Annotated in this window: 13 protein-coding genes; 10 read left to right on the top strand and 3 right to left on the bottom strand. The window is 70.8% G+C overall.

Annotation, left to right across the window (positions count from 1 at the left end; genetic code table 11):
• Positions 1-197: 197 nt before the first annotated feature.
• From ACZ7L4_RS37475 to ACZ7L4_RS37440, 8 genes are all read left to right on the top strand, one after another.
• Positions 198-1,466, top strand: coding sequence for an amidohydrolase family protein (locus tag ACZ7L4_RS37475; protein WP_472109515.1), 1,269 nt, complete (start codon positions 198-200; stop codon positions 1,464-1,466).
• 281 nt (positions 1,467-1,747) lie between these two features.
• Entirely contained in the window at positions 1,748-2,683 is a 936-nt protein-coding gene (locus tag ACZ7L4_RS37470; RefSeq protein ID WP_472109514.1) for an LLM class F420-dependent oxidoreductase, read from the top strand.
• 24 nt (positions 2,684-2,707) lie between these two features.
• Positions 2,708-3,496 (top strand): SDR family NAD(P)-dependent oxidoreductase, encoded by a 789-nt coding sequence (locus ACZ7L4_RS37465; protein ID WP_472109513.1) that lies wholly within the window; start codon positions 2,708-2,710, stop codon positions 3,494-3,496.
• 115 nt (positions 3,497-3,611) lie between these two features.
• On the top strand, positions 3,612-4,730 hold the full coding sequence (locus ACZ7L4_RS37460) for an LLM class flavin-dependent oxidoreductase (protein ID WP_472109512.1): 1,119 nt from the start codon (positions 3,612-3,614) through the stop codon (positions 4,728-4,730).
• 352 nt (positions 4,731-5,082) lie between these two features.
• On the top strand, positions 5,083-6,822 hold the full coding sequence (locus ACZ7L4_RS37455; RefSeq protein ID WP_472109511.1) for an N-acyl-D-amino-acid deacylase family protein: 1,740 nt from the start codon (positions 5,083-5,085) through the stop codon (positions 6,820-6,822).
• On the top strand, positions 6,819-8,279 hold the full coding sequence (locus ACZ7L4_RS37450; protein WP_472109510.1) for an aldehyde dehydrogenase family protein: 1,461 nt from the start codon (positions 6,819-6,821) through the stop codon (positions 8,277-8,279). Before ACZ7L4_RS37455 ends, ACZ7L4_RS37450 begins: the two co-directional genes overlap by 4 nt.
• A 116-nt stretch (positions 8,280-8,395) precedes the next feature.
• Entirely contained in the window at positions 8,396-9,931 is a 1,536-nt protein-coding gene (locus ACZ7L4_RS37445) for a serine/threonine-protein kinase (protein ID WP_472109509.1), read from the top strand.
• Between the two features lie 211 nt (positions 9,932-10,142).
• Entirely contained in the window at positions 10,143-11,699 is a 1,557-nt protein-coding gene (locus ACZ7L4_RS37440) for an APC family permease (RefSeq protein ID WP_472109508.1), read from the top strand.
• 256 nt (positions 11,700-11,955) lie between these two features.
• On the opposite strand, the gene ACZ7L4_RS37435 is transcribed toward ACZ7L4_RS37440, so the two are convergent.
• The gene (locus ACZ7L4_RS37435) at positions 11,956-13,485 is read right to left on the bottom strand and encodes a CehA/McbA family metallohydrolase (RefSeq protein WP_472109507.1); all 1,530 of its coding nucleotides are present in this window, start codon (positions 13,483-13,485) and stop codon (positions 11,956-11,958) included.
• Positions 13,486-13,611: 126 nt separating this feature from the next.
• On the opposite strand from ACZ7L4_RS37435, the gene ACZ7L4_RS37430 reads away from it, so the two are divergent.
• Complete coding sequence (locus ACZ7L4_RS37430) at positions 13,612-16,203, top strand: bifunctional FO biosynthesis protein CofGH (RefSeq protein WP_472109506.1); 2,592 nt, start codon at positions 13,612-13,614, stop codon at positions 16,201-16,203.
• Positions 16,204-16,431: 228 nt separating this feature from the next.
• Here ACZ7L4_RS37430 and ACZ7L4_RS37425 read toward each other — a convergent pair whose 3' ends face one another.
• Complete coding sequence (locus tag ACZ7L4_RS37425) at positions 16,432-17,430, bottom strand: AraC family transcriptional regulator (RefSeq protein ID WP_472109505.1); 999 nt, start codon at positions 17,428-17,430, stop codon at positions 16,432-16,434.
• Between the two features lie 212 nt (positions 17,431-17,642).
• On the opposite strand from ACZ7L4_RS37425, the gene ACZ7L4_RS37420 reads away from it, so the two are divergent.
• Positions 17,643-18,764, top strand: coding sequence for an ADP-ribosylglycohydrolase family protein (locus ACZ7L4_RS37420; RefSeq protein WP_472109504.1), 1,122 nt, complete (start codon positions 17,643-17,645; stop codon positions 18,762-18,764).
• A gap of 46 nt (positions 18,765-18,810) precedes the next feature.
• Here ACZ7L4_RS37420 and ACZ7L4_RS37415 read toward each other — a convergent pair whose 3' ends face one another.
• Positions 18,811-20,355: a sodium:solute symporter family protein gene (locus tag ACZ7L4_RS37415; protein ID WP_472109503.1), complete on the bottom strand. Its 1,545-nt coding sequence runs from the start codon at positions 20,353-20,355 to the stop codon at positions 18,811-18,813.
• Positions 20,356-20,363: the final 8 nt, after the last annotated feature.

Here is a 20,363-nt window from a genome sequence, read left to right as displayed (position 1 = left end):
ACGTCATTCTGTCGCGCCGTCCAACCGGCGCGCCGTGTTGCGCGCACATCAAAGACAACTGCCGTCAGTTTGCCTTGTTCCTGGCGGAAACGTCAGCCGTGGAAGGCACCCATCACAGAGACCTCACGCGTAAGCCATCGGGAACCACTGCGCCCCCACTAGCTGACGGGTCGTCAGATCAGCGCTACCGTGAGCCCATGGAGACCACGGAGACAGAAAGCACTCGAAACGCTCAAAACCCTCTGGAATCGGCCGACTTCCCGCGCATCATCTCCGTCGACGACCACACCGTGGAGCCGCCGAACGTCTGGTCCGACCGGCTGCCGAAGAAGTTCCGTGACACCGGGCCGCGGATCGTCCGCGCCCCCCTGAAGGAAATGACCTTCCTGGGCGGCAAGTTCGCGCCGGTCATGGGCGCGCCCGGCGACGACGGGCCGATCGGCGACTGGTGGGTGTACGAGGACCTGCACCGGCCGCTGACCAGGCTCGACACCGCGGTCGGCTACGACAGGGACGAGATCAAGCTGGAAGTCATCACGTACGAGCAGATGCGGCCGGGGTCCTTCAGCGTGCCGGAGCGGCTCGCCGACATGGACGTCAACCACGTCCAGTCCGCCCTCTGCTTCCCCACCTTCCCGCGCTTTTGCGGGCAGACCTTCACCGAGGCCAAGGACCGGGAGCTCGGGCTGCTCGGCGTCCGGGCGTACAACGACTGGATGGTGGACGAGTGGTGCGGGCCCGAGGCGCAGGGGCGGCTCATACCGCTGACCCTCGTGCCGCTGTGGGACCCGGAGCTGGCGGCGGCGGAGGTGCGGCGCAATGCCGCGCGCGGGGTGCGGGCGGTCGCGTTCTCCGAGATCCCGCCGCATCTCGGTCTGCCGTCCATCCACACGGACGACTGGGATCCGTTCCTCGCGGCGTGTGCGGAGACCGGGACGGTCATCGCGATGCACATCGGGTCGAGCAGCAAGATGCCGTCCACATCGCCGGACGCGCCGCCGGCCGTCGGATCGACGATCACCTTCGCCAACTGCTGTTTCTCGATGGTGGACTGGCTGATGAGCGGGAAGTTCGAGCGGTTCCCGGACCTGAAGATCATGTACGCGGAGGGGCAGATCGGGTGGATCCCGTACATCCTCGAGCGGGCGGATGTGGTCTGGGAGGAGAACCGGGGCTGGGGCGGGGTCGCCGACAAGGTGCGCAAGCCGCCGTCCGAGTACTTCGCCGACCACGTCTTCGGCTGCTTCTTCGACGACGCGTTCGGGCTGAAGAATCTCGACTCCATCGGGGTCGGGAACGTTCTCTACGAGACGGACTACCCGCACTCCGATTCGACGTGGCCCAAGTCGAAGGAGGTCGGTGAGGCGCAGATGGGGCACCTGGCGGGGGACGTGGTCGACCGGTTGGTCCGCGGCAATGCGATTGACCTGCTCGGTCTGGACCCGGACGGGTGCTGGCGCCCTTGACCGGTCGTGGCCCCGCCCCGGCGCCTCAAGCGCCGGACGGTCTCAAAAGATCGGGGCTCTGCCCCGTGCCCCGCTGCTCAATCGCCGCAGGGGCTTGAAAACCCAAACCCCTGCGGCGGGTGGGCATATCAAGCCCCGCCGGCGATTGAGGCGCGGGGGCCGGGGCGGAGCCCCGAGGCGTCGGGGCGGGTGGCCGGACGGGGCGGTGCAGGGGCTTGCCTGACACACCGTCAGGCGTGAGGATGTGACGGTCCGTCAGAAACCGATCGGCAGGGGACCTCATGGTGTCGCTCGCGTACGGAATGCAACTCCCGGTCCAGTCCCAGAGCACCGTCTACGCCGAACCGTGGGAGGCGGCCGCGGGCGTCGAGGATCTCGCCGAGATCGCCCGCACCGCCGACCGGAGCGGCTTCGACTACATCGCGAGCTGCGACCACGTCGCCATCCCGCGCCGCCTCGCCGACGCCATGTCGACGACCTGGTACGACCCCGTCGCCACGCTCTCCTACCTGGCGGGCGTCACCGAACGCGTACGGCTGCTCAGTCACGTCGCGATCGTCGGGCTGCGGCATCCGCTCGTCACCGCCAAGCAGTACGCGACGCTCGACCACCTCAGCGGCGGCCGGCTCGTCCTGGGCGTCGGGGCCGGACACGTACAGGAGGAGTTCGAGGCGCTCGGCGTCGACTTCGCCAAGCGCGGCGCCGTGCTCGACGAGAGTGTCGATGCCCTGAAGGCGGCCCTCGGGCCGGAGGAGTTCCCGGTGCACAAAGGGGAGCTGTTCCGGTTCGAGGGGCTCGGGCAGCGGCCCCGGCCCGCCCAGCGGCACGTGCCGATCTGGGTCGGCGGCTCCTCCGCCCCCGCCGTGCGCCGCGCCGCGCTCAAGGGCGACGGCTGGCTGCCGCAGGGCGACCCCCGGGACCGGCTCCCGGCGCAGATCGAGAAGCTGCGGCGGCTGCGCGCCGAGGCCGGGATCGAGGCGCCGCTCACCGTGGGTGCCATCACCGAACCGCTGTATGTCGGAGAGCCGGCGTGGGGCGTCGGGCGGCGCACCCTCACCGGCCCGGGCGAGGCGATCGCCGAGTCGCTGCGGGCCTACGCCGCGATGGGCGTGCAGCAGATCCAGATCCGGTTCCGCAGCCGGACGCGCAAGGAACTCACCGACCAGATGGCGGCCTTCGCCGCCGAAGTCGCTCCGCACCTGAACGACCTCAACTGACCGACAAGGCAAGGGGTTCGACGTATGGGCAAGCTCGACGGACGCGTGGTCCTCATCACCGGTGCGGCGCGCGGACAGGGGGAGCAGGAGGCGCGGCTGTTCGCCTCGGAAGGGGCGAAGATCGTCGTCGCCGACGTGCTCGACGACCAGGGCGAGGCCGTCGCCAAGGATCTCGGCAGCTCCAATGCCGTCTATGTGCACCTGGATGTGAGCAAGGAGGAGGACTGGGTCGCCGCGGTCGGCACCGCCAAGGCCGCCTTCGGGAAGATCGACGGACTCGTCAACAACGCGGGGATCCTGCGCTTCAACGAGCTGGTCTCGACGCCCCTCGACGAGTTCCAGCAGATCATCCAGGTCAATCAGGTGGGGGCGTTCCTGGGGATCAAGACCGTCGCGCCCGAGATCGGTGCCGCGGGCGGTGGCTCGATCGTCAACACCTCCTCGTACACGGGCGTGACGGGGATGGCGTACGTCGGGGCGTACACCGCCACCAAGCACGCCATCGTGGGGCTCACGCGCGTCGCAGCCCTGGAGCTGGCCGCGCAGAAGATCCGGGTCAACGCCGTCTGCCCGGGCGCCATCGACACCGCCATGAGCAATCCGTCGCAGCTCGACCCGGAGGCGAACACCGAGGAGGCCGCGCAGGCCCTCGACGAGCTGTACCAGAAGCTCGTGCCGCTCGGCCGGGTCGGGAAGCCGGAGGAGGTCGCGCGGCTCGCGCTCTTCCTCAGCGCGGAGGAGGACTCGGCGTACATCACGGGTCAGCCGTTCGTCGTGGACGGCGGGTGGCTGGCGGGCGTCAGCGTGCTCTGAGCCCCACGACCCTATCTGACGCTGCGTCAGGTATTGACGCTCAACCACCGCAGTGGAACAGTCGACCCATCCAATCTGACGATGCGTCAGAAACTGACGAGGACGGTGAACCTCCTTGGAATTCGGGCTCTTTGTACAGGGATACTTGGGCAAGCAGGCGCTGACCGACCCGACGGCCGAGCACCGCGCGCTCATGAACGAGACCGAGTACGTCATCCAGGCGGACAAGTCCGGCTTCAAGTACGCCTGGGCGTCCGAGCACCACTTCCTGGAGGAGTACTCGCACCTTTCCGCGAACGACGTCTTCCTGGGGTACCTCGCGCACGCGACGGACCGGATCCACCTCGGGTCCGGCATCTTCAACCCGCTGGCGCCGGTCAACCACCCGGTGAAGGTCGCGGAGAAGGTCGCCATGCTCGACCACCTCAGCGAGGGACGCTTCGAGTTCGGCAGCGGGCGTGGTGCGGGAAGCCACGAGATTCTTGGGTTCATGCCGGGTGTGACCGACATGAACTACACCAAGGAGATCTGGGAAGAGACCATCCGCGAGTTCCCGAAGATGTGGCTCCAGGACGAGTACGTCGGGTTCAAGGGCAAGCACTGGGAGCTGCCGCCCCGCAAGGTGCTGCCCAAGCCGTACGGGAAGTCGCACCCCGGCATGTGGTACGCGGCCGGGTCCCCGCCCTCGTACGCGATGGCGGCGAAGAAGGGGCTGGGTGTTCTCGGGTTCAGCGTGCAGAAGGTCTCCGACATGGAGTGGGTCCTCGAGCAGTACAAGACCGCCATCCAGGACCCGGACCCCATCGGCGACTTCGTCAACGACAACGTCATGGTGACGTCCACGGCGATCTGTGCCGAGACGCACGAGAAGGCGGTGCAGATCGCGGTCAACGGCGGGCTGAACTACCTGCAGTCGCTGCTGTTCCGGTACCACGACACGTTCCCGCGGCCCGAGGGAATTCCCGAGTGGCCGGAGCTGCTTCCGGACTACTCCGAGGAGATCATCGAGCTGCTCATCGCCGAGGAGCTGATGATCTGCGGTGACCCGGACGAGGTGCTCCAGCAGTGCAAGCGGTGGGAGCAGGCGGGGGCGGACCAGTTGTCGTTCGGGCTGCCCATCGGGGTGTCGCACGAGGACACGCTGAACTCGATCAAGCTGATCGGGGAGCACGTGATTCCGAAGATCGATACGGATCCGGTGCACCGGACGACCAGGTTCCGGTCGGCCGTGTAGTCCGGTTGGGCCGGCCCCGGCTTCCCCTCCCGGACGGAGGTCGGGGCCCTTCGGGCGGTGCGGGTGGCGTGGTTGACGTCGCGGGGCTCCGCCCCGGGCCCCGCGCCTCAATCGCCGGCGGGGCTTGAGAGATCGGGGCTCTGCCCCGGACCCCGCTGCTCAATCGCCGCAGGGGCTTGAAATGCGTGCTCGACCGCCGCGGGAGCTGGAAATCAGGCTCGGGTGCCGCGAGGGCTTGAGATGTGGGCTCGGGTGCCGCGAGGGCTTGAGATGTGGGCTCGGGTGCCGTGAAGGCTGGGAATGCGGGATCGGGGGCCGCAGAGACTTGAAGAGTGAAGGGAGACGGACTCGTATGCTCGACCACCTCATCAAGGGCGCCACCGTTGTCGACGGGACCGGTGCGCCTGCCTTTGTCGCTGATGTCGGGATTCGGGGCGGGCGGATCGCCGTCGTCGCCGAGCCCGGGAAGGTCGCCGAGGAGGCGCGGAGTGCCGAGGACGCCTCGGGGCTCGTGCTCGCGCCCGGGTTCGTCGATCCGCACACGCACTACGACGCCCAGCTGTTCTGGGACCCGTACGCCACGCCCTCGCTCAATCACGGCGTGACGACCGTCGCCGGCGGCAACTGCGGGTTCACGCTCGCCCCGTTGAACCCCGAGCAGCCCGGTGACGCCGACTACACGCGGCGGATGATGTCCAGGGTGGAGGGGATGTCGCTGGTCGCCCTGGAGGAGGGCGCTCCGTGGACGTGGAATTCCTTCGGGGACTACCTGGGGGCCCTCGACGGGCGGATCGCCGTCAACGCCGGGTTCATGGTGGGGCACTGTGCCCTGCGGCGGTATGTGATGGGGGCCGATGCCGTTGGCGGGCAGCCGACCCCTGAGCAACTCGACCGGATAGTCGGGTTGCTGAAGGACGCGATGGAGGCCGGGGCCTGGGGGCTGTCCACCACCCAGTCGTCCTCGCACTCCGACGGTGACGGCCAGCCCGTCGCCTCCCGGCACGCGAAGCCCGCCGAGATGATCGCGCTCAGCAAGGCGGTCGGCGAGCACGAGGGGACGCAGATCGAGGCCATCGTGGCCGGGTGTCTCGATCAGTTCAGCGATGACGAGATCGAATTGTTCGTGGACATGACGGCTGCTGCCGGGCGGCCGCTCAACTGGAACGTGCTCACCATCGACGCCGCCGTGCCCGAGCGGGTGCCGCGGCAGCTGGAGGCGAGCGAGCGGGCCCGTAAGTCCGGCGGCCGGATCGTCGCCCTGACGATGCCGATCCTGACGCCGATGAACATGAGCCTCGGGACGTTCTGCGCGCTCAATCTGATACCCGGGTGGGGCGACGTCCTCGGGCTGCCGGTCGACGAACGGATCGCCAAGCTGCGGGACCCCGAGGTGCGCGGCGAGATGCTGCGCCGCGCCGACAGCAAGGAGGCCGGGGTCTTCCGGCGGCTCGCCAACTTCGGGCGGTACGTCATCGGGGACACGTACTCCGAGGCCAACGAGGGCCTGAGCGGGCGGGTCGTCAAGGACATCGCCGCCGAGCGGGGGCAGGAGCCCTTCGAGTGCCTCGTCGAGATCTGCGCCAACGACCGGCTGCGTACGGTGCTGTGGCCGATGCCGACCGACAACGACCCGGACTCCTGGGCGCTGCGGGCCGAGACCTGGAACCACGAGGACGTCATGCTCGGCGGGTCCGACGCGGGCGCGCACCTGGACCGGATGTGCGGGGCGCCGTACACGACCCGGTTCATCGGGGACTGCCTGCGCGGGCGGAAGCTGCTCGGCCTGGAGGCCGCCGTGAAGATGCTCACCGACGACCCGGCCCAGCTGTTCGGGCTGCGGGAGCGCGGGCGGATCCAGGAGGGGTTCCACGCCGACCTGGTGCTGTTCGACCCCGAGACCATCGACGCCGGCAAGGCGACCCTCGTGCACGATCTGCCCGGCGACAGCCCGCGCCTCGACTCGAAGGCCATCGGCATCAATGCCGTGTGGGTCAACGGAGTTGAAGCCATGCGCGGCGACGTCGTGAGCGGCGCCGTGCCCGGCAAGGTGCTGCGGTCGGGCGCCGACACACGGACGGTGAGCACCAAGTGACCGAGTCCCAGCGGCTGTTCATCGGCGGCGAGTGGGTCGAGCCCGATGCCGGGCACTACGACGTCGTCGATCCGGCGAGCGAGACCGTCGTCGGGCATGCCCCCGAGGCCTCGAAGCAGCAGGTGTACGACGCCGCGCGCGCGGCCGGTGACGCCTTCGAGTCGTGGTCGCGCACGAAGCCCGAGGAGCGCGCCGCGATCCTCGACCGGGCCGCCGACCTGATGCAGCGGGACTTCGTCGCCAACGCCGAGCTCGCGCAGGCCGAGAGCGGCGCGACGACCGGGACCGCGCGCGGCATGCAGGTGGCGGTGGGTGTCGCGCGGTTCCGGCGGTACGCGAAGGGGGCCCTGGAGCCGGTCGAGGAGGCGATGACGCCACAGATCAACGAAGCCGGGCCGATGGGGAAGGCGGGTGTCACGGGCGCGCTCGCCGTGCGGCAGCCGGTCGGCGTCGTCACCTGCATCACCTCGTACAACAACCCGTGGGCCAACCCGGCGGGCAAGGTCGCGCCCGCGCTCGCCATGGGCAACACCGTTGTCGTGAAGCCCGCGCCGCAGGACCCGCTGTCCGTGTTCCGGATGGCCGCCGCACTGGAGGAGGCGGGAGTCCCGGCAGGTGTCGTGAACGTCGTCAGCGGCACCGAGGTCGGCGTCGGTGAGGCCGCCGTGGACTCCCCGGACGTCGACATGGTGTCCTTCACCGGTTCCACCGCCGTCGGGCAGCGCATCGGCGAGGTGTGCGGCCGGTCCATGAAGCGGCAGCTGATGGAGCTGGGCGGCAAGGGCGCCGCGGTCGTCCTGGACGACGCCGACCTGGATTCGGCGGTGGCCGGGATCGGGACGACGTACGCCTTCTACAGCGGGCAGATCTGCACCGCCCCGACGCGGGCGATCGTGCACCGGTCCGTGTACGACGAGTTCGTGGCCAAGCTGACCGCGTACATCGGCTACATGAAGGTCGGCGACCCGCGCGCGAAGGGGACCGTCGTCGGGCCCGTCATCTCGGCGGCCCACCGCGAGCGGGTCGAGTCGTACGTCGAGCTGGGGCGCAAGGAGGGCGCGACGGTCGTCGCCGGTGGCGAGCGGCCCGCTCTTGACCAGGGGGTCTACGTCGCGCCCACGCTGCTCGCCGACTGCACCAACGACATGCGGGTGGTGCGCGAGGAGATCTTCGGGCCGGTCGTCGCCGTGGTGCCGTTCGACGGGGACGAGGACGAGGCGGTCGCCCTCGCCAACGACTCCGACTACGGCCTCATCGACTACGTGTGGTCGGGCGATGTCGCGCGGGCCTTCCGGGTCGCGCGGCGGCTGCGGGCCGGCGGGGTCGGCGTGAACACCATCGGCCGGAACATGGAGGCGCCGTTCGGCGGCTTCAAGAAGAGCGGAGTCGGCCGGGACGTCGGTTCGTACGCTTTGCACGCGTACAGCGAGTGGCAGTCGATCGTCTGGCCCGGGTAGACGGGGACAACACCACCAGCCCCACGGAACCCTCGGACCGCTCTCCTGCGTGTCTACAACTGGGCATGTGAAAATGCGCAGTTGTAGATGGCCACGACGGCGGAACCGGGGGTTCCATGGAGGCGCTGGAGGCGCGGGATCCGCGCACGGTCGGAACGTACCGGGTGCTCGGGCGGATCGGTGAGGGCGGCATGGGGCGGGTCTATCTGGCCCGCAACGCGGGAGGCCGCTCCGTCGCGCTGAAGTTCATCCACGCCGACATGGCGGCGCAGCCGGGCTTCCGCGAGCGGTTCAGACGCGAGGCGGACGTCGTGCGGCGGGTCGGGGCGCCGGGGACGGTGCCGGTCGTCGACACCGGCCTGGACGAGCGCCATCCCTGGTACGCGTCGGAGTACGTGTCCGGGCCCTCCCTCCAGGAGTCGGTCGACCGGTTCGGGCCGCTGCCGGCCGCGTCGCTGTGGCGGCTCGCCGCCGACCTCGCGCAGACCCTCGAGCACGTGCACCGCGACCGGCTCGTGCACCGCGACCTCAAGCCGTCCAACGTGCTGCTGTCCGCCGACGGGCCGCGCCTCATCGACTTCGGGATCGTGCACGCCGCGCTCGACGCCGGCCTGACCTCGGCGGGGCTCACCTCGACCGGGGTCCGGATCGGCACCCCGGCCTACATGTCCCCGGAGCAGGCGTACGGCGAGAAGGTCACCGCCGCGACCGACGTCTACAGCTACGGCCTCACGCTCGCCTTCGCCGCCACCGGCGTCCAGCCGCACCGGGGCAGCCTCGACCCGCAGCTCCCGGGCGTGGGGGCCGAGCTGCGGGACCTCATCCGGCAGTGCCTCGACCCGGAGGCGGCGCGGCGCCCGGACGCGCGGCAGCTCGTCGACCGGGCGCGCACGCGCGACGCGACGAACGACACGTGGCTGCCCGCGGAGGTCGTCTCGCTGATCGCCCGCACGTCGGGGCAGCTCCTGAACCTGGAGGCACGGGCCGACACGGTGCTGAACGGGGCGGGGCCCGGGGCCACGGAGCCGGGCCCGGAGACCCCTCCCGGCGGTGCGGTCGGCGCCGGGTTCCACGACGCGACCACGCGGGGGCCGCACGCCGGGCCCTCGTCCGTGCCGCCGCCCGCCGAACCACCGGCCGCGCCGCTCGCGACGCCGTACTCCGCCCCGCCCTCGACGCCGCCCGGCGCCGCGCACTTCGCCCAGCAGCCGACGGCCCCGGCCTGGCCCGGGTACGGGCAGCAGGTGGGGGCGCACCCGGTGGCGGCCACGCGACCGTCCTCGGGGCCCGCGCCGCGCGGGACCGCCGCGCGGCACGACGGGGGCCCCGGGCTGCCCGGACGCCCCCTGCTGGGCCTGCTGTGGCTGGTGCCGGCGGGCATCGCCGCGCTGTTGCACGTCCCGAACGTGCTGGGGCTGATCGACACCGCCGCCGTCGCCGTGCTGATCTGGACGGCGGCGAAGCTGTCCCGGCAGGGCGGCGGCGACCGCGAGTACCTGCTGTTCTGGATCGGGCTCGCGGCGGCGGTCGTGCTGGCCCTGTGCATCTCGACCCAGCTGCTGGCGCCGGTCCTCAGCCTGGCGACGCTCGGCCTGCTCTACGCGGTGCCCGTCGCCGTCCGCCGCTTCAGGACGCCGCACGTGACGCAGTAGTCACGGGAAAATTTTGAAACGGGTGAAAACGGACCCGGCTTCGATTACCGAATATCGAACGCCGGGCTTTTGGCCTGCGATCTACCGGTAGACTCGACTCGTCTCCCTGGGATGCACCGGGCGTCCGCCCGGATTCCCCATGGATTGACAGTCGCCGAGGTCGCGACAAATCCCGCCAGATGTGGAAACCGCAGGATTTAACGTCCTGTTCATGACTCAGTTGGACGCAGGGCCCTCGACGGAGCGGGCCGCAGACACCACCGCGGGCGGCGGCGGCAAGGGCCTCGGCGGGAACTCCGTCGGGCTGCTCGGCAGTGCCGTCATCGGCGTCTCCACGGTCGCCCCCGTCTACTGCCTGACCTCCACGCTCGGCTCCACGGCCGGCGAGGTCGGCCTCCAGATGCCGGCCGTGTTCCTCGCGGGCTTCCTGCCGATGCTGCTTGTCGCCTTCGCGTACCGGGAGCTCAACAAGGTCATGCCGGACTGCGGCACGTCCTTCACCTGGACCGTGAAGGCGTTCGGGCCGCGCGTCGGCTGGATGTGCGGCTGGGGCCTGGTGATCGCGACGATCATCGTGCTCTCGAACCTCGCCGGGGTCGCGACCTCGTACTTCTGGCTGCTCGCGGGCGAGATCACCAACAGCACGTCGGTGGCGGCGCTCGACGACAACAAGGCCGTCCACATCGTCACGTGCCTCGTCCTCATCGCGGCCGCGACCGCGATCAGCTACCGGGGCATGACCGCGACGAAGGGCGTGCAGTACACGCTGGTCGGACTCCAGCTGGTGGTGCTCGCCGTCTTCGTCGCGATGGCGGTGGCCAAGGCGGGCTCCGCGGACTTCGCCGGGACCTCGGTGGACTTCTCGTGGTCGTGGCTGAACCCGTTCTCCGTGCAGTCCTTCGGCGCGTTCACGGCCGGCCTGTCCCTGTCGATCTTCATGTACTGGGGCTGGGACACCTGCCTGACCGCGAACGAGGAGACCATCGGCAGCGACAAGACGCCGGGCCGCGCCGCGCTCATCGCGATGGTCGTCCTGGTCGGCTCGTACCTGGCGACGGGCGTGGCCGCGCAGATGGTCGTGGGCTCCGGCGACAAGGGCCTCGGCCTCGCCAACCCGGAGACCTCCGACAACGTGTTCGCGGCGCTCGCGGGCCCGGTGATGGGCCCCGGCCTCGGCATCCTCCTCTTCCTCGCCGTCCTCGCCTCGGCGGCGGCGAGCCTCCAGACCACGTTCATCCCGGTCGCCCGCACGGTCCTCGCCATGTCGACGTACGAGGCGCTGCCGGCGTCGTACGCGCGCGTGCACCCGAAGTTCCGCACGCCCGGCCGTGCGACGGTCACCGCGGGCGTCGCGACGGCCGTCTTCTACACGGTCATGACGCTGGTCTCCGAGCACGTCCTCGTCGACACGATCTACGCGCTCGGCCTCATGATCTGCTTCTACTACGCGCTGACGGCCTTCGCCTGCGCCTGGTACTTCAAGGCGGAGCTGCGCCGCTCGGTGCGCGACCTCACCTTCAAGGGGCTCTTCCCGCTGCTCGGTGGCGTCCTGCTGTCCGCCGTCTTCGTGAAGACGCTCGTCGACATGTGGAACCCGGCGTACGGCAGCGGTTCCTCGGTGTTCGGGGTCGGCTCGGTCTTCGTGATCGGCGTCGGCCTGCTGCTCGTCGGCGTGGTCATCATGCTGGTGATGGGGCGGCGCAGCCCGGCGTTCTTCCGGGGCGAGGTGTTGAACCGGGAGACGCCGGTGCTGGTCGTCGAGGAGTAGGCCATCCCCTGCGGGGCTTGATCAGCGGCTTTTCAAGCCCCTGCGGCGATTGAGCAGCGGGGTCTGGGGCAGCGCCCCAGGGCGTGGGCATCGGCGCCGGTGTTGCGGCCGCGGGGCTCTGCCCCGGACCCCGCGCCTCAATCGCCGGCGGGGCTGGAATTGCGCGCCTCAATCGCCGGCGGGGCTGGAATTGCGCGCCTCTTCGCCGAAGGCGCAAGAGGTGCGCACCTCAATCGCCCGCAAGGGACTTGGAGTGTCAGGAGCCGAGGAAGATCGGGTTCGTGAAGGCCGCCAAGGGGCCGGGGAGCCCGGTCACCGTCGGGGTGTGGCGGAGCTCCGCGCGGACGTAGGCCGCGTAGGAGGGCGTCGTGCGCCAGGTCGCCGACTCCGCGCCCGCCGCAGAGGTGAAGAGCGTGCCCTGGTCCGTGACCAGGTGCAGGGTGCAACCGGCCGGCGCCTTCGCCTTCACGTCGACCGTGACCGGCGTGTCCGGGTCCACCGCGAGGCGTTCGCCGATGCCCGCGACCTCGCCCTTGCCGCCGGTCGCCGTGAAGGTGAGCTCGACCGACGAGGACTCCGCGACGTACGAGTGGCCCGCCTTGATGCCCGCCTGGATGGCCTCGCGGGTCAGGTCGTCCGCCAGGACCACGGTCTGCGGGCCGCCCACCCGGTCCGGATCGCGGTGCGCGTCGCTGTTGCCCATGGCCGGGATCCACCCCGTGCGGCCCTTGGAACGGGCGTACGCGACCAGCGTGTTGTCCCAGTCGGCCAGGGACACCTCGTCGTCCGGCGTGTACGGGCCGTTCCACACCTCGACCGCGTCCGCCTCGCCGAAGCCGAACTTCCAGCCGCAGCCGATGCAGGTGGCGTGCGGGTGCGCCGGGACGACCAGGCCGCCCGCGCGGCGGATCTGCTGCGCGTACTTCGCCCAGCGGTTGTCGCGTGCCCGGTAGCGCCAGTCGACGAACGTGCCGGGGTCGGTACCGAGCGCGACCACGTGCCCGTTGCGCGTGGTGATCTCCTCGCCGATCAGCACGAGGAGGTCGTCGCCCGCCACGTCCGACCAGTGGGCGTGCGCGGAGTGCGTGTTGTGGTCGGACGTGTTGATGAAGTCGAGCCCCGCCGCGCGGGCGAGCGCGCCGATCTCGGCGGGTGTGCGGCGGCCGTCCGAGTACCAGGAGTGCAGATGGCAGTCCCCGCGGTACCAGGCGCGGCCCCGGCCGCGGGCGCGCTGCGGCGGGTACGTGGGCCGTGGCGTCGGATCCGCCTTGCCGTGCGTGAGCGTCACCGTCACCTCGTACGGCAGGCCCTCCGGGGCGACCGTGTACGGGCCGAGCGCGATGTTCCAGCGGCCGGGGCGGACCGGGCCCGGGATGTAGCCGGGCGTCGCGTCGTCGGCGCGGACGAAGAACTCGGTGCGGGCGCCGCCCGACCAGCCCCGGAAGCCCGCGCCGCCGAGCCCGGTGCCGCGCTCGTCGAAGACGCCGATGTCCAGGGCGTTGTTCTGGGTGCCTGCGGGGAGCCCGGTGGCCTTCTCGTACGTGTACGAGACCCGGAACTCCCGCACCCCCGAGGGGACCTCGACCGGCAGGTACACGTAGTCGGGAGAGCCGGGCGGCAGGGTGCCCTTGAGCGTCTTCGTGGAGGTCGAGCCGTCGGCGGCGCTGGCGAAGCTCATGGTGGTGAGCGTAAGCGCGCTCGCGGCGCCGGTCACGAGCAGCGCGCGTCTGCCGACGCCGTGTCCGCTCTCCTGCCCCGCATCCTGGTGTATGTCGTCCGTGCACATTTCGCGGCTCCCACAGTGTCCGATGTGACGTGCGCAACCCTTGTATTGAGCCGTGAACTCCGTTGCAAGGGAAGGGCTCCGGCGGGCGCCCTCGAAGTGTCCGGATGGCGCTCGTATGCTCGGTTCATGAGTGATCAGGACGCCGTACAGCAGAGCCAGCCCACTGCCAACTCGATGCGCCGCGCGCTCAAACGGGCCAGGGACGGTGTCGCTCTCGACGTCACCGAGGCCGCCGTGCTGCTCCAGGCGCGCGGCGACGACCTGGCCGATCTCACCTCGTCCGCCGCCCGCGTGCGCGACGCGGGCCTGGAGGCGGCCGGGCGGCCGGGTGTCATCACGTACAGCAAGAGCGTGTTCGTCCCGCTCACCCGGCTGTGCCGTGACAAGTGCCACTACTGCACGTTCGTGACGGTCCCCGGCAAGCTGCGCCGCGAGGGCCACGGAATGTTCATGTCGCCCGACGAGGTTCTCGACATCGCGCGCAAGGGCGCCGAACTGGGCTGCAAGGAAGCCCTGATCACCCTCGGCGACAAGCCGGAGGACCGCTGGCCCGAGGCCCGGGAGTGGCTCGACGCGCACGGCTACGACGACACCATCGCGTACGTGCGGGCCATCTCGATCCGGATCCTGGAGGAGACGGGGCTGCTGCCGCACCTCAACCCGGGCGTCCTGTCGTGGACCGACTTCCAGCGGCTCAAGCCCGTCGCGCCCTCCATGGGCATGATGCTGGAGACGACCGCCGAGCGGCTGTGGTCGGAGCCGGGCATGCCGCACTACGGCTCGCCCGACAAGGAACCGGCCGTCCGGCTGCGGGTGTTGGAGGACGCGGGCCGCTCGTCCGTCCCGTTCACCAGCGGTCTCCTCATCGGGATCGGGGAGACGTACGAGGAGCGCGCCGAGTCGCTGTTCGCGCTGCGCCGCACCGCCCGCTCGTACCACGCCATCCAGGAACTCATCATCCAGAACTTCCGCGCCAAGCCGGACACGGCGATGCGCGGCATGCCGGACGCGGAACTCGACGACCTGGTCGCCACCGTGGCGGTCGCCCGGCACATCATGGGCCCGTCGGGGAACATCCAGGCCCCGCCGAACCTCGTCGACGGCGAGTACGCGCGGCTCATCGCGGCCGGGATCGACGACTGGGGCGGCGTCTCCCCGGTGACCATCGACCACGTGAATCCCGAGAAGCCGTGGCCCCAACTGGACGAGCTGGCGCGGCAGTCCGCGGAGGTCGGCTTCGAGCTGCGCGAACGTCTCTGCGTCTACCCGGAGTTCGTCACGCGCGGCGAGCCGTGGCTGGACCCGCGGCTGCTCCCGCACGTGCAGGCGCTGTCCGACGCCGAAGGGCTCGCGGTCGCCGACGCGCCCGTCGTCGGCCGCCCCTGGCAGGAGCCCGACGAGGGGTACGTGGCGGCGTCGGGCCGCACCGACCTGCACCGCACCATCGACACCGAGGGCCGCACGAAGGACCGCCGCGACGACTTCGACGTGGTCTACGGCGACTGGGAGGCGCTGCGCGAGCAGGCGGCCCCCGGCATGGAGCCGTCCCGCATCGACGGCGACGTGCGCGCGGCCCTGAAGCAGGCGGCCGACGACCCGACGAAGCTCACGGACGACGAGGCGCTCGCCCTCCTGCACGCCGACGGCCCCGCTCTCGACGCGCTCTGCGGCATCGCGGACGACATCCGCAAGTCGGTGGTCGGCGACGACGTCACGTACATCGTCACGCGGAACATCAACTTCACGAACGTCTGCTACACCGGCTGCCGCTTCTGCGCCTTCGCCCAGCGCCGCACGGACGCGGACGCGTACACGCTCTCCCTCGACCAGGTCGCGGACCGGGCGCAGCAGGCGTGGGACGTCGGCGCGGTCGAGGTCTGCATGCAGGGCGGCATCCACCCGGACCTGCCCGGCACGGCGTACTTCGACATCGCGAAGGCGGTCAAGGAGCGCGTGCCCGGCATGCATGTGCACGCCTTCTCGCCGATGGAGGTCGTGAACGGCGCGACCCGCACCGGCATGTCCATCCGCGAGTGGCTCACGGCGGCCAAGGAGGCGGGCCTCGACTCGATCCCCGGCACGGCGGCGGAGATCCTCGACGACGAGGTCCGCTGGATCCTCACCAAGGGCAAACTCCCGGCGGCCGACTGGATCGAGGTCATCAAGACCGCCCACGAACTCGGCATCCGCTCCTCCTCGACGATGATGTACGGGCACGTGGACCAGCCCCGCCACTGGCTCGGCCACCTGCGCACCCTGGCGTCGATCCAGCAGGAGACCGGCGGCTTCACGGAGTTCGTGACGCTCCCGTTCATCCACACCAACGCGCCGGTCTACCTCGCCGGCATCGCCCGCCCCGGCCCGACGACCCGCGACAACCGGGCGGTGACGGCCATGGCCCGGGTCCTCCTCCACCCGCACATCCCCAACATCCAGACGAGCTGGGTGAAGCTCGGCACGGAGGGCGCGGCGGAGATGCTGCGCTCGGGCGCGAACGACCTGGGCGGCACGCTCATGGAGGAGACCATCTCCCGCATGGCGGGCTCCTCCTACGGCTCGTACAAGTCGGTCAAGGACCTGATCGCGGTGGCCGACGCGGCGGGCCGCCCGTCCAAGCCGCGCACCACGCTGTACGGGGCCGTCCCGGAGGAGCGGGTCCACGCGGCGCAGGCGTCCGACGGGCACCTGCCGGAGCTGCTGCCGGTGCTGGAGCCGTAGGAGCGGGTCCCGGGCCCGGCGCCGTCGACAGGGCGGGCGGCCGGGCCCGAGGGCGTGCAGGCGCTCCCGCATTGCCTGCGCCAGGTCCGCTGCCGGACACGGGACCGAGGGGAGCGGCGGGTGGGCGGCGCCGACGCCGTCCATCGTCCGCGACATCCCGTGCGCGGGGCGGTACCAGGACCGTACGGCCCGCGCGGGGGTCGGGGCTCGCCGTTTCGCGCGCGGTGACTATCCGCTTCGCGCGCCGCCGAGCGTACGGGAGGGCGGTTCGCCGAACCGGGCCCGATAGCGCCGGGCGAACCGGCCCAGATGGGCGAAGCCCCAGCGGTAGGCGACCTCGGTGACGGTGGTGCCGCCGGGCGCGGCGACGCGCAGCGCCATCCGTACGTGCTGCAGCCGCACCTCGTGCACGTACCCCATGGGCGTCATGCGCACCTGCGACCGGAACGCCTCCTGCAGCGTGCGCAGGCTCACCTGCGCGACGGTGGCGAGCCGGTTCGCGTCCCAGGGCTCGGCGGGGTTGTCGCGGACGGCGTCCATGACGCGTTTGACGGCGGTGGCGGGCATCGCGGGTGGCGGCGCGTCGAGGGCGTCGCGGTAGCGGTGGTCGGTGGCCAGCAACAGGCCTTCCAGCAGGGTCTGTTCGAGCCGGCCGCGGATCATGGGGCTCTGCAGCAGCCCGTCGGGGCTGTTCGCGTCGAGCGCGGTCCAGCGCGCCAGGCCCGCCCAACTGCGGCCGGCTCCGCGGGAGATGTCGAACGCGGGCCGGAAGTCGGCGAGCCGGTGCACGGGCCTGCCCAGCATGATCTCCAGCTGCCGGTGCACGGCCACCTTGTCGATCTTGATCGTGAGCGTGTCGCAGTCGGGCGAGAAGTCGCCGACCCGGAAACCCGCGACGGGGTTCAGCATGCCCCCGGTACGGGCCGTCACCCGGGTGTCGGCCGCCCGGCCCTGTCCGATCCCGAACGAACCCGTCGCCGGCGCCACGACGTGGTAGCACTCGAGCTCGGGGATGAAGGCCCTGATGGGGGCGCCGAACGACATCCGCCCGATCGTGACGCCCCCGAGCACCACGACATCGGCGTCCAGTTCGAAATCCGCCGCCGTGGGGGTGTCCAGTTTCATGTCGTAGAACTGCTGCGACAGCACGGCGCGCGCCTCGTCCACTGACCGCGTGGTGAAGCGGTTGGCCGCGCCCGCAAGGCCCTGTCCCTTGCCCGCGTCCATGATGTCCCGCCCTTCCCGGCACCCCTCAGTACCAGAAGACGTGTCCCTTCAGGGTCCTCCGTCGGGTGGGGCGGCGGGGCGGGTTTCGGGCAATGCCCACCGTGCGCACGCTCGTCCACAGTCCCATCACTTCGTGAACATTCCTGGTCGACGCCGGTCGATTACAGTGCTCCAAGCCGAAGGGTCGAGGGTCGTGACAGGAGGAGTGCCCCATGGGCGCAGCGCCCAATGCGGCGGCGGTCTGGGGCCGCGCCGAACAGCAGGATTTCCGCAGCAGGGTGCGCGGGACCCTGCTCGGCGGCGCACTCGGTGACACCCTCGGCGCCCCGCTCGACGGCCTCACGCTCGACGGGATCCACGCCGAGCACGGGGACGAGGGGCTCAAGCAGCTCGTGCCCGTGTACGGGCGGACCGGCGCCATCACCGCCGCGACCCAGCTGACCCTCTTCACCGTGGACGGGCTGATCCGGGCCCAGGTGCGCCGCGACACCGGCGCCTGGCACCCGCCGACCGATGTGCACCGCGCCTATCTGCGATGGGCGGCGACCCAGCGCGACTGGGGTCCCGACCTGCGCCGCAAGGAGGACGGCTGGCTGGCCCGCGAGGAGTGGCTGTACTCGCGGCGCGGGGCGTCGCAGGCCTGCCTGCTGGGGCTCGGCAACGACGTCATGGGCACGCTCGACCGCCCCAAGAACCTGGACGCGGACGGTGCGGAGGCGGCGACCCGCTCCGCGCCGTTCGGGCTCCTCGTGGGCTGGGAGCCGCAGCTCGTGCTCCAGCTCGCCGTCGAGTGCGCCGTGCACACGCACGGCGCCGCGGAGGCGTACCTGGCGGCCGGCGCGTACGCGGTCCTCGTGCACGCCCTCGCGCGCGGCGACTCCCTCGACGCCGCGGTGCAGCGGGCGCTCGCCCTGCTCGCCGCGCGCCCCGGGCACCCGCCCGTCGCGGACGCGCTCAAGCACGCGCTCGGCGCCGTACGGCAGGGCATGCCGACCGCGGCGCGGGTCGGCGAGCTGGTCGGGGAGGGCGACGCGACCGGTGTGCTCGCGGCCGCCGTGTACTGCGCGCTCGTCAGCGACGACATCCGGCACGGGCTCGGTCTCGCCGTGCACCACGACGGGCCCTCCGCGCAGGTCGGCGCGTTGTGCGGGGGACTGCTCGGGGCGCTGCACGGCGAGACGGCGTTGCCGCCCGCGTGGGTCGCGGAGCTGGAGGGCCGCCCCACGATCCTGGAGCTCGCGGACGACTTCGCGATGGAGATGACGCAGGGCGCCGCACTGCACGGGCCTGCGGCGGCTTCCCCGGGGTGGCTGGCCCGCTATCCGAGGGCCTAGGGCCTGTCGTTTGGATCAGGCCCTAGGCCACACCCGGGGCTCAGGGTCAGGATTGGCTGGCCGGTGTCGGTACCGCGGCCGCTGCCGCCCCGTCGTCGTCCGAGTTGATGCGGGCGATGATCGCGTCGCGCTCCGGGGTGTCCTCCGGCTTGATGAAGCCGATGAGGATGTAGAGCACGAGCGAGACGGCGAGCGGGATCGACACCTGGTACTGGAGCGGCACGCCGCCCTCGATGCTCCAGCTGATCGGGTAGTTCACCAGCCAGAACGCGAGCAGGCCCATGCCCCAGCTGGTGAGCGCGGCGGTCGGCCCCGACCTGCGGAACTGGCGGAGCAGACCCAGCATCATCGGGATCGCGATCGGGCCCATCAGTCCGGCCACCCACTTGATGACGACCGTGATGATGTCCTTGAACGTCGGCGAGTTCACCTGCGTCGCCACCGCCATGGACAGCGCCAGGAAGATCACCGTCGTCAGCCGGGCCGCGACGAGACCCGCGCGCGGGCCCCACTGCCGCGCCTTCGAGGAGAGCGCGGGCGCCACGTCCCGCGTGAAGACGGCCGCGATGGCGTTGGCGTCGGAGGAGCACATCGCCATCGTGTGCGAGAAGAAGCCGACGATGACGAGGCCCAACAGGCCGTGCGGAAGCAGCTGTTCGGTCATCAGGCCGTACGAGTCCGAGCCGTCCGGCTTCTGCGCCTGCACCAGCAGCGGCGACATCCACATCGGGAAGAAGAGCACGACCGGCCAGATCAGCCAGAGCGCGGCGGACAGATACGCGGACCGCTTGGCCTCGCGCCCGCTGCTCGTCGCCATGTACCGCTGGGCCTGGTTGAGCATGCCGCCGTTGTACTCGAAGAGCTTGATGAACAGGAACGCGAGCAGGAAGACCGTGCCGTACGGGCCGACGAGCGGCTTGCCGTGTCCTTCCAGCTCGGGCCTGCTCCAGGCCTCGAAGAAGCCGATGTGCTTGTCGCTCAGCTCGAGCACGACCGCGATGAACATCGAGATCCCGGCCAGCAACTGGATGATGAACTGGCCGAGTTCGGTGAGCGCGTCCGCCCACAGTCCGCCGATGGTGCAGTAGACGGCGGTGATGGCGCCGGTGATGAGGATGCCCTGGTTCAGGGACACACCCGTGAACACTGAAAGCAGCGTGGCGATGGCCGCCCACTTCGCGCCCACGTCGACGATCTTCAGCAGCATCCCGGACCAGGCGAGCGCCTGCTGGGTGCCCAGGTTGTAGCGGTTCTTGAGGTATTCGAGCGGCGAGGCCACGTGCAGCCGTGAGCGCAGCCGGTTGATGCGCGGCGCGAACAGCCGGGCGCCGATGGCGATGCCGAGCGCGATCGGGAAGGACCAGGTGACGAAGGACGTCACGCCGTAGGTGTACGCGATGCCGGCGTAACCGGTGAACATCACCGCGCTGTAGCCGGACATGTGGTGCGAGATGCCCGACAGCCACCACGGCATCTTGCCGCCCGCGGTGAAGAAGTCGGAAACGTTGTCGACGCGCTTGTGGGACCAGACGCCGATCGCGACCATCACGCCGAAGTAGGCGATGAGCACGACCCAGTCGAGACTGTTCATGTGCCCCC

Source organism: Streptomyces sp. NPDC107575, assembly GCF_055657265.1.
The sequence above is the reverse complement of the archived record's forward strand: the minus strand, read 5'-3'. Positions and strand labels throughout refer to the sequence as shown.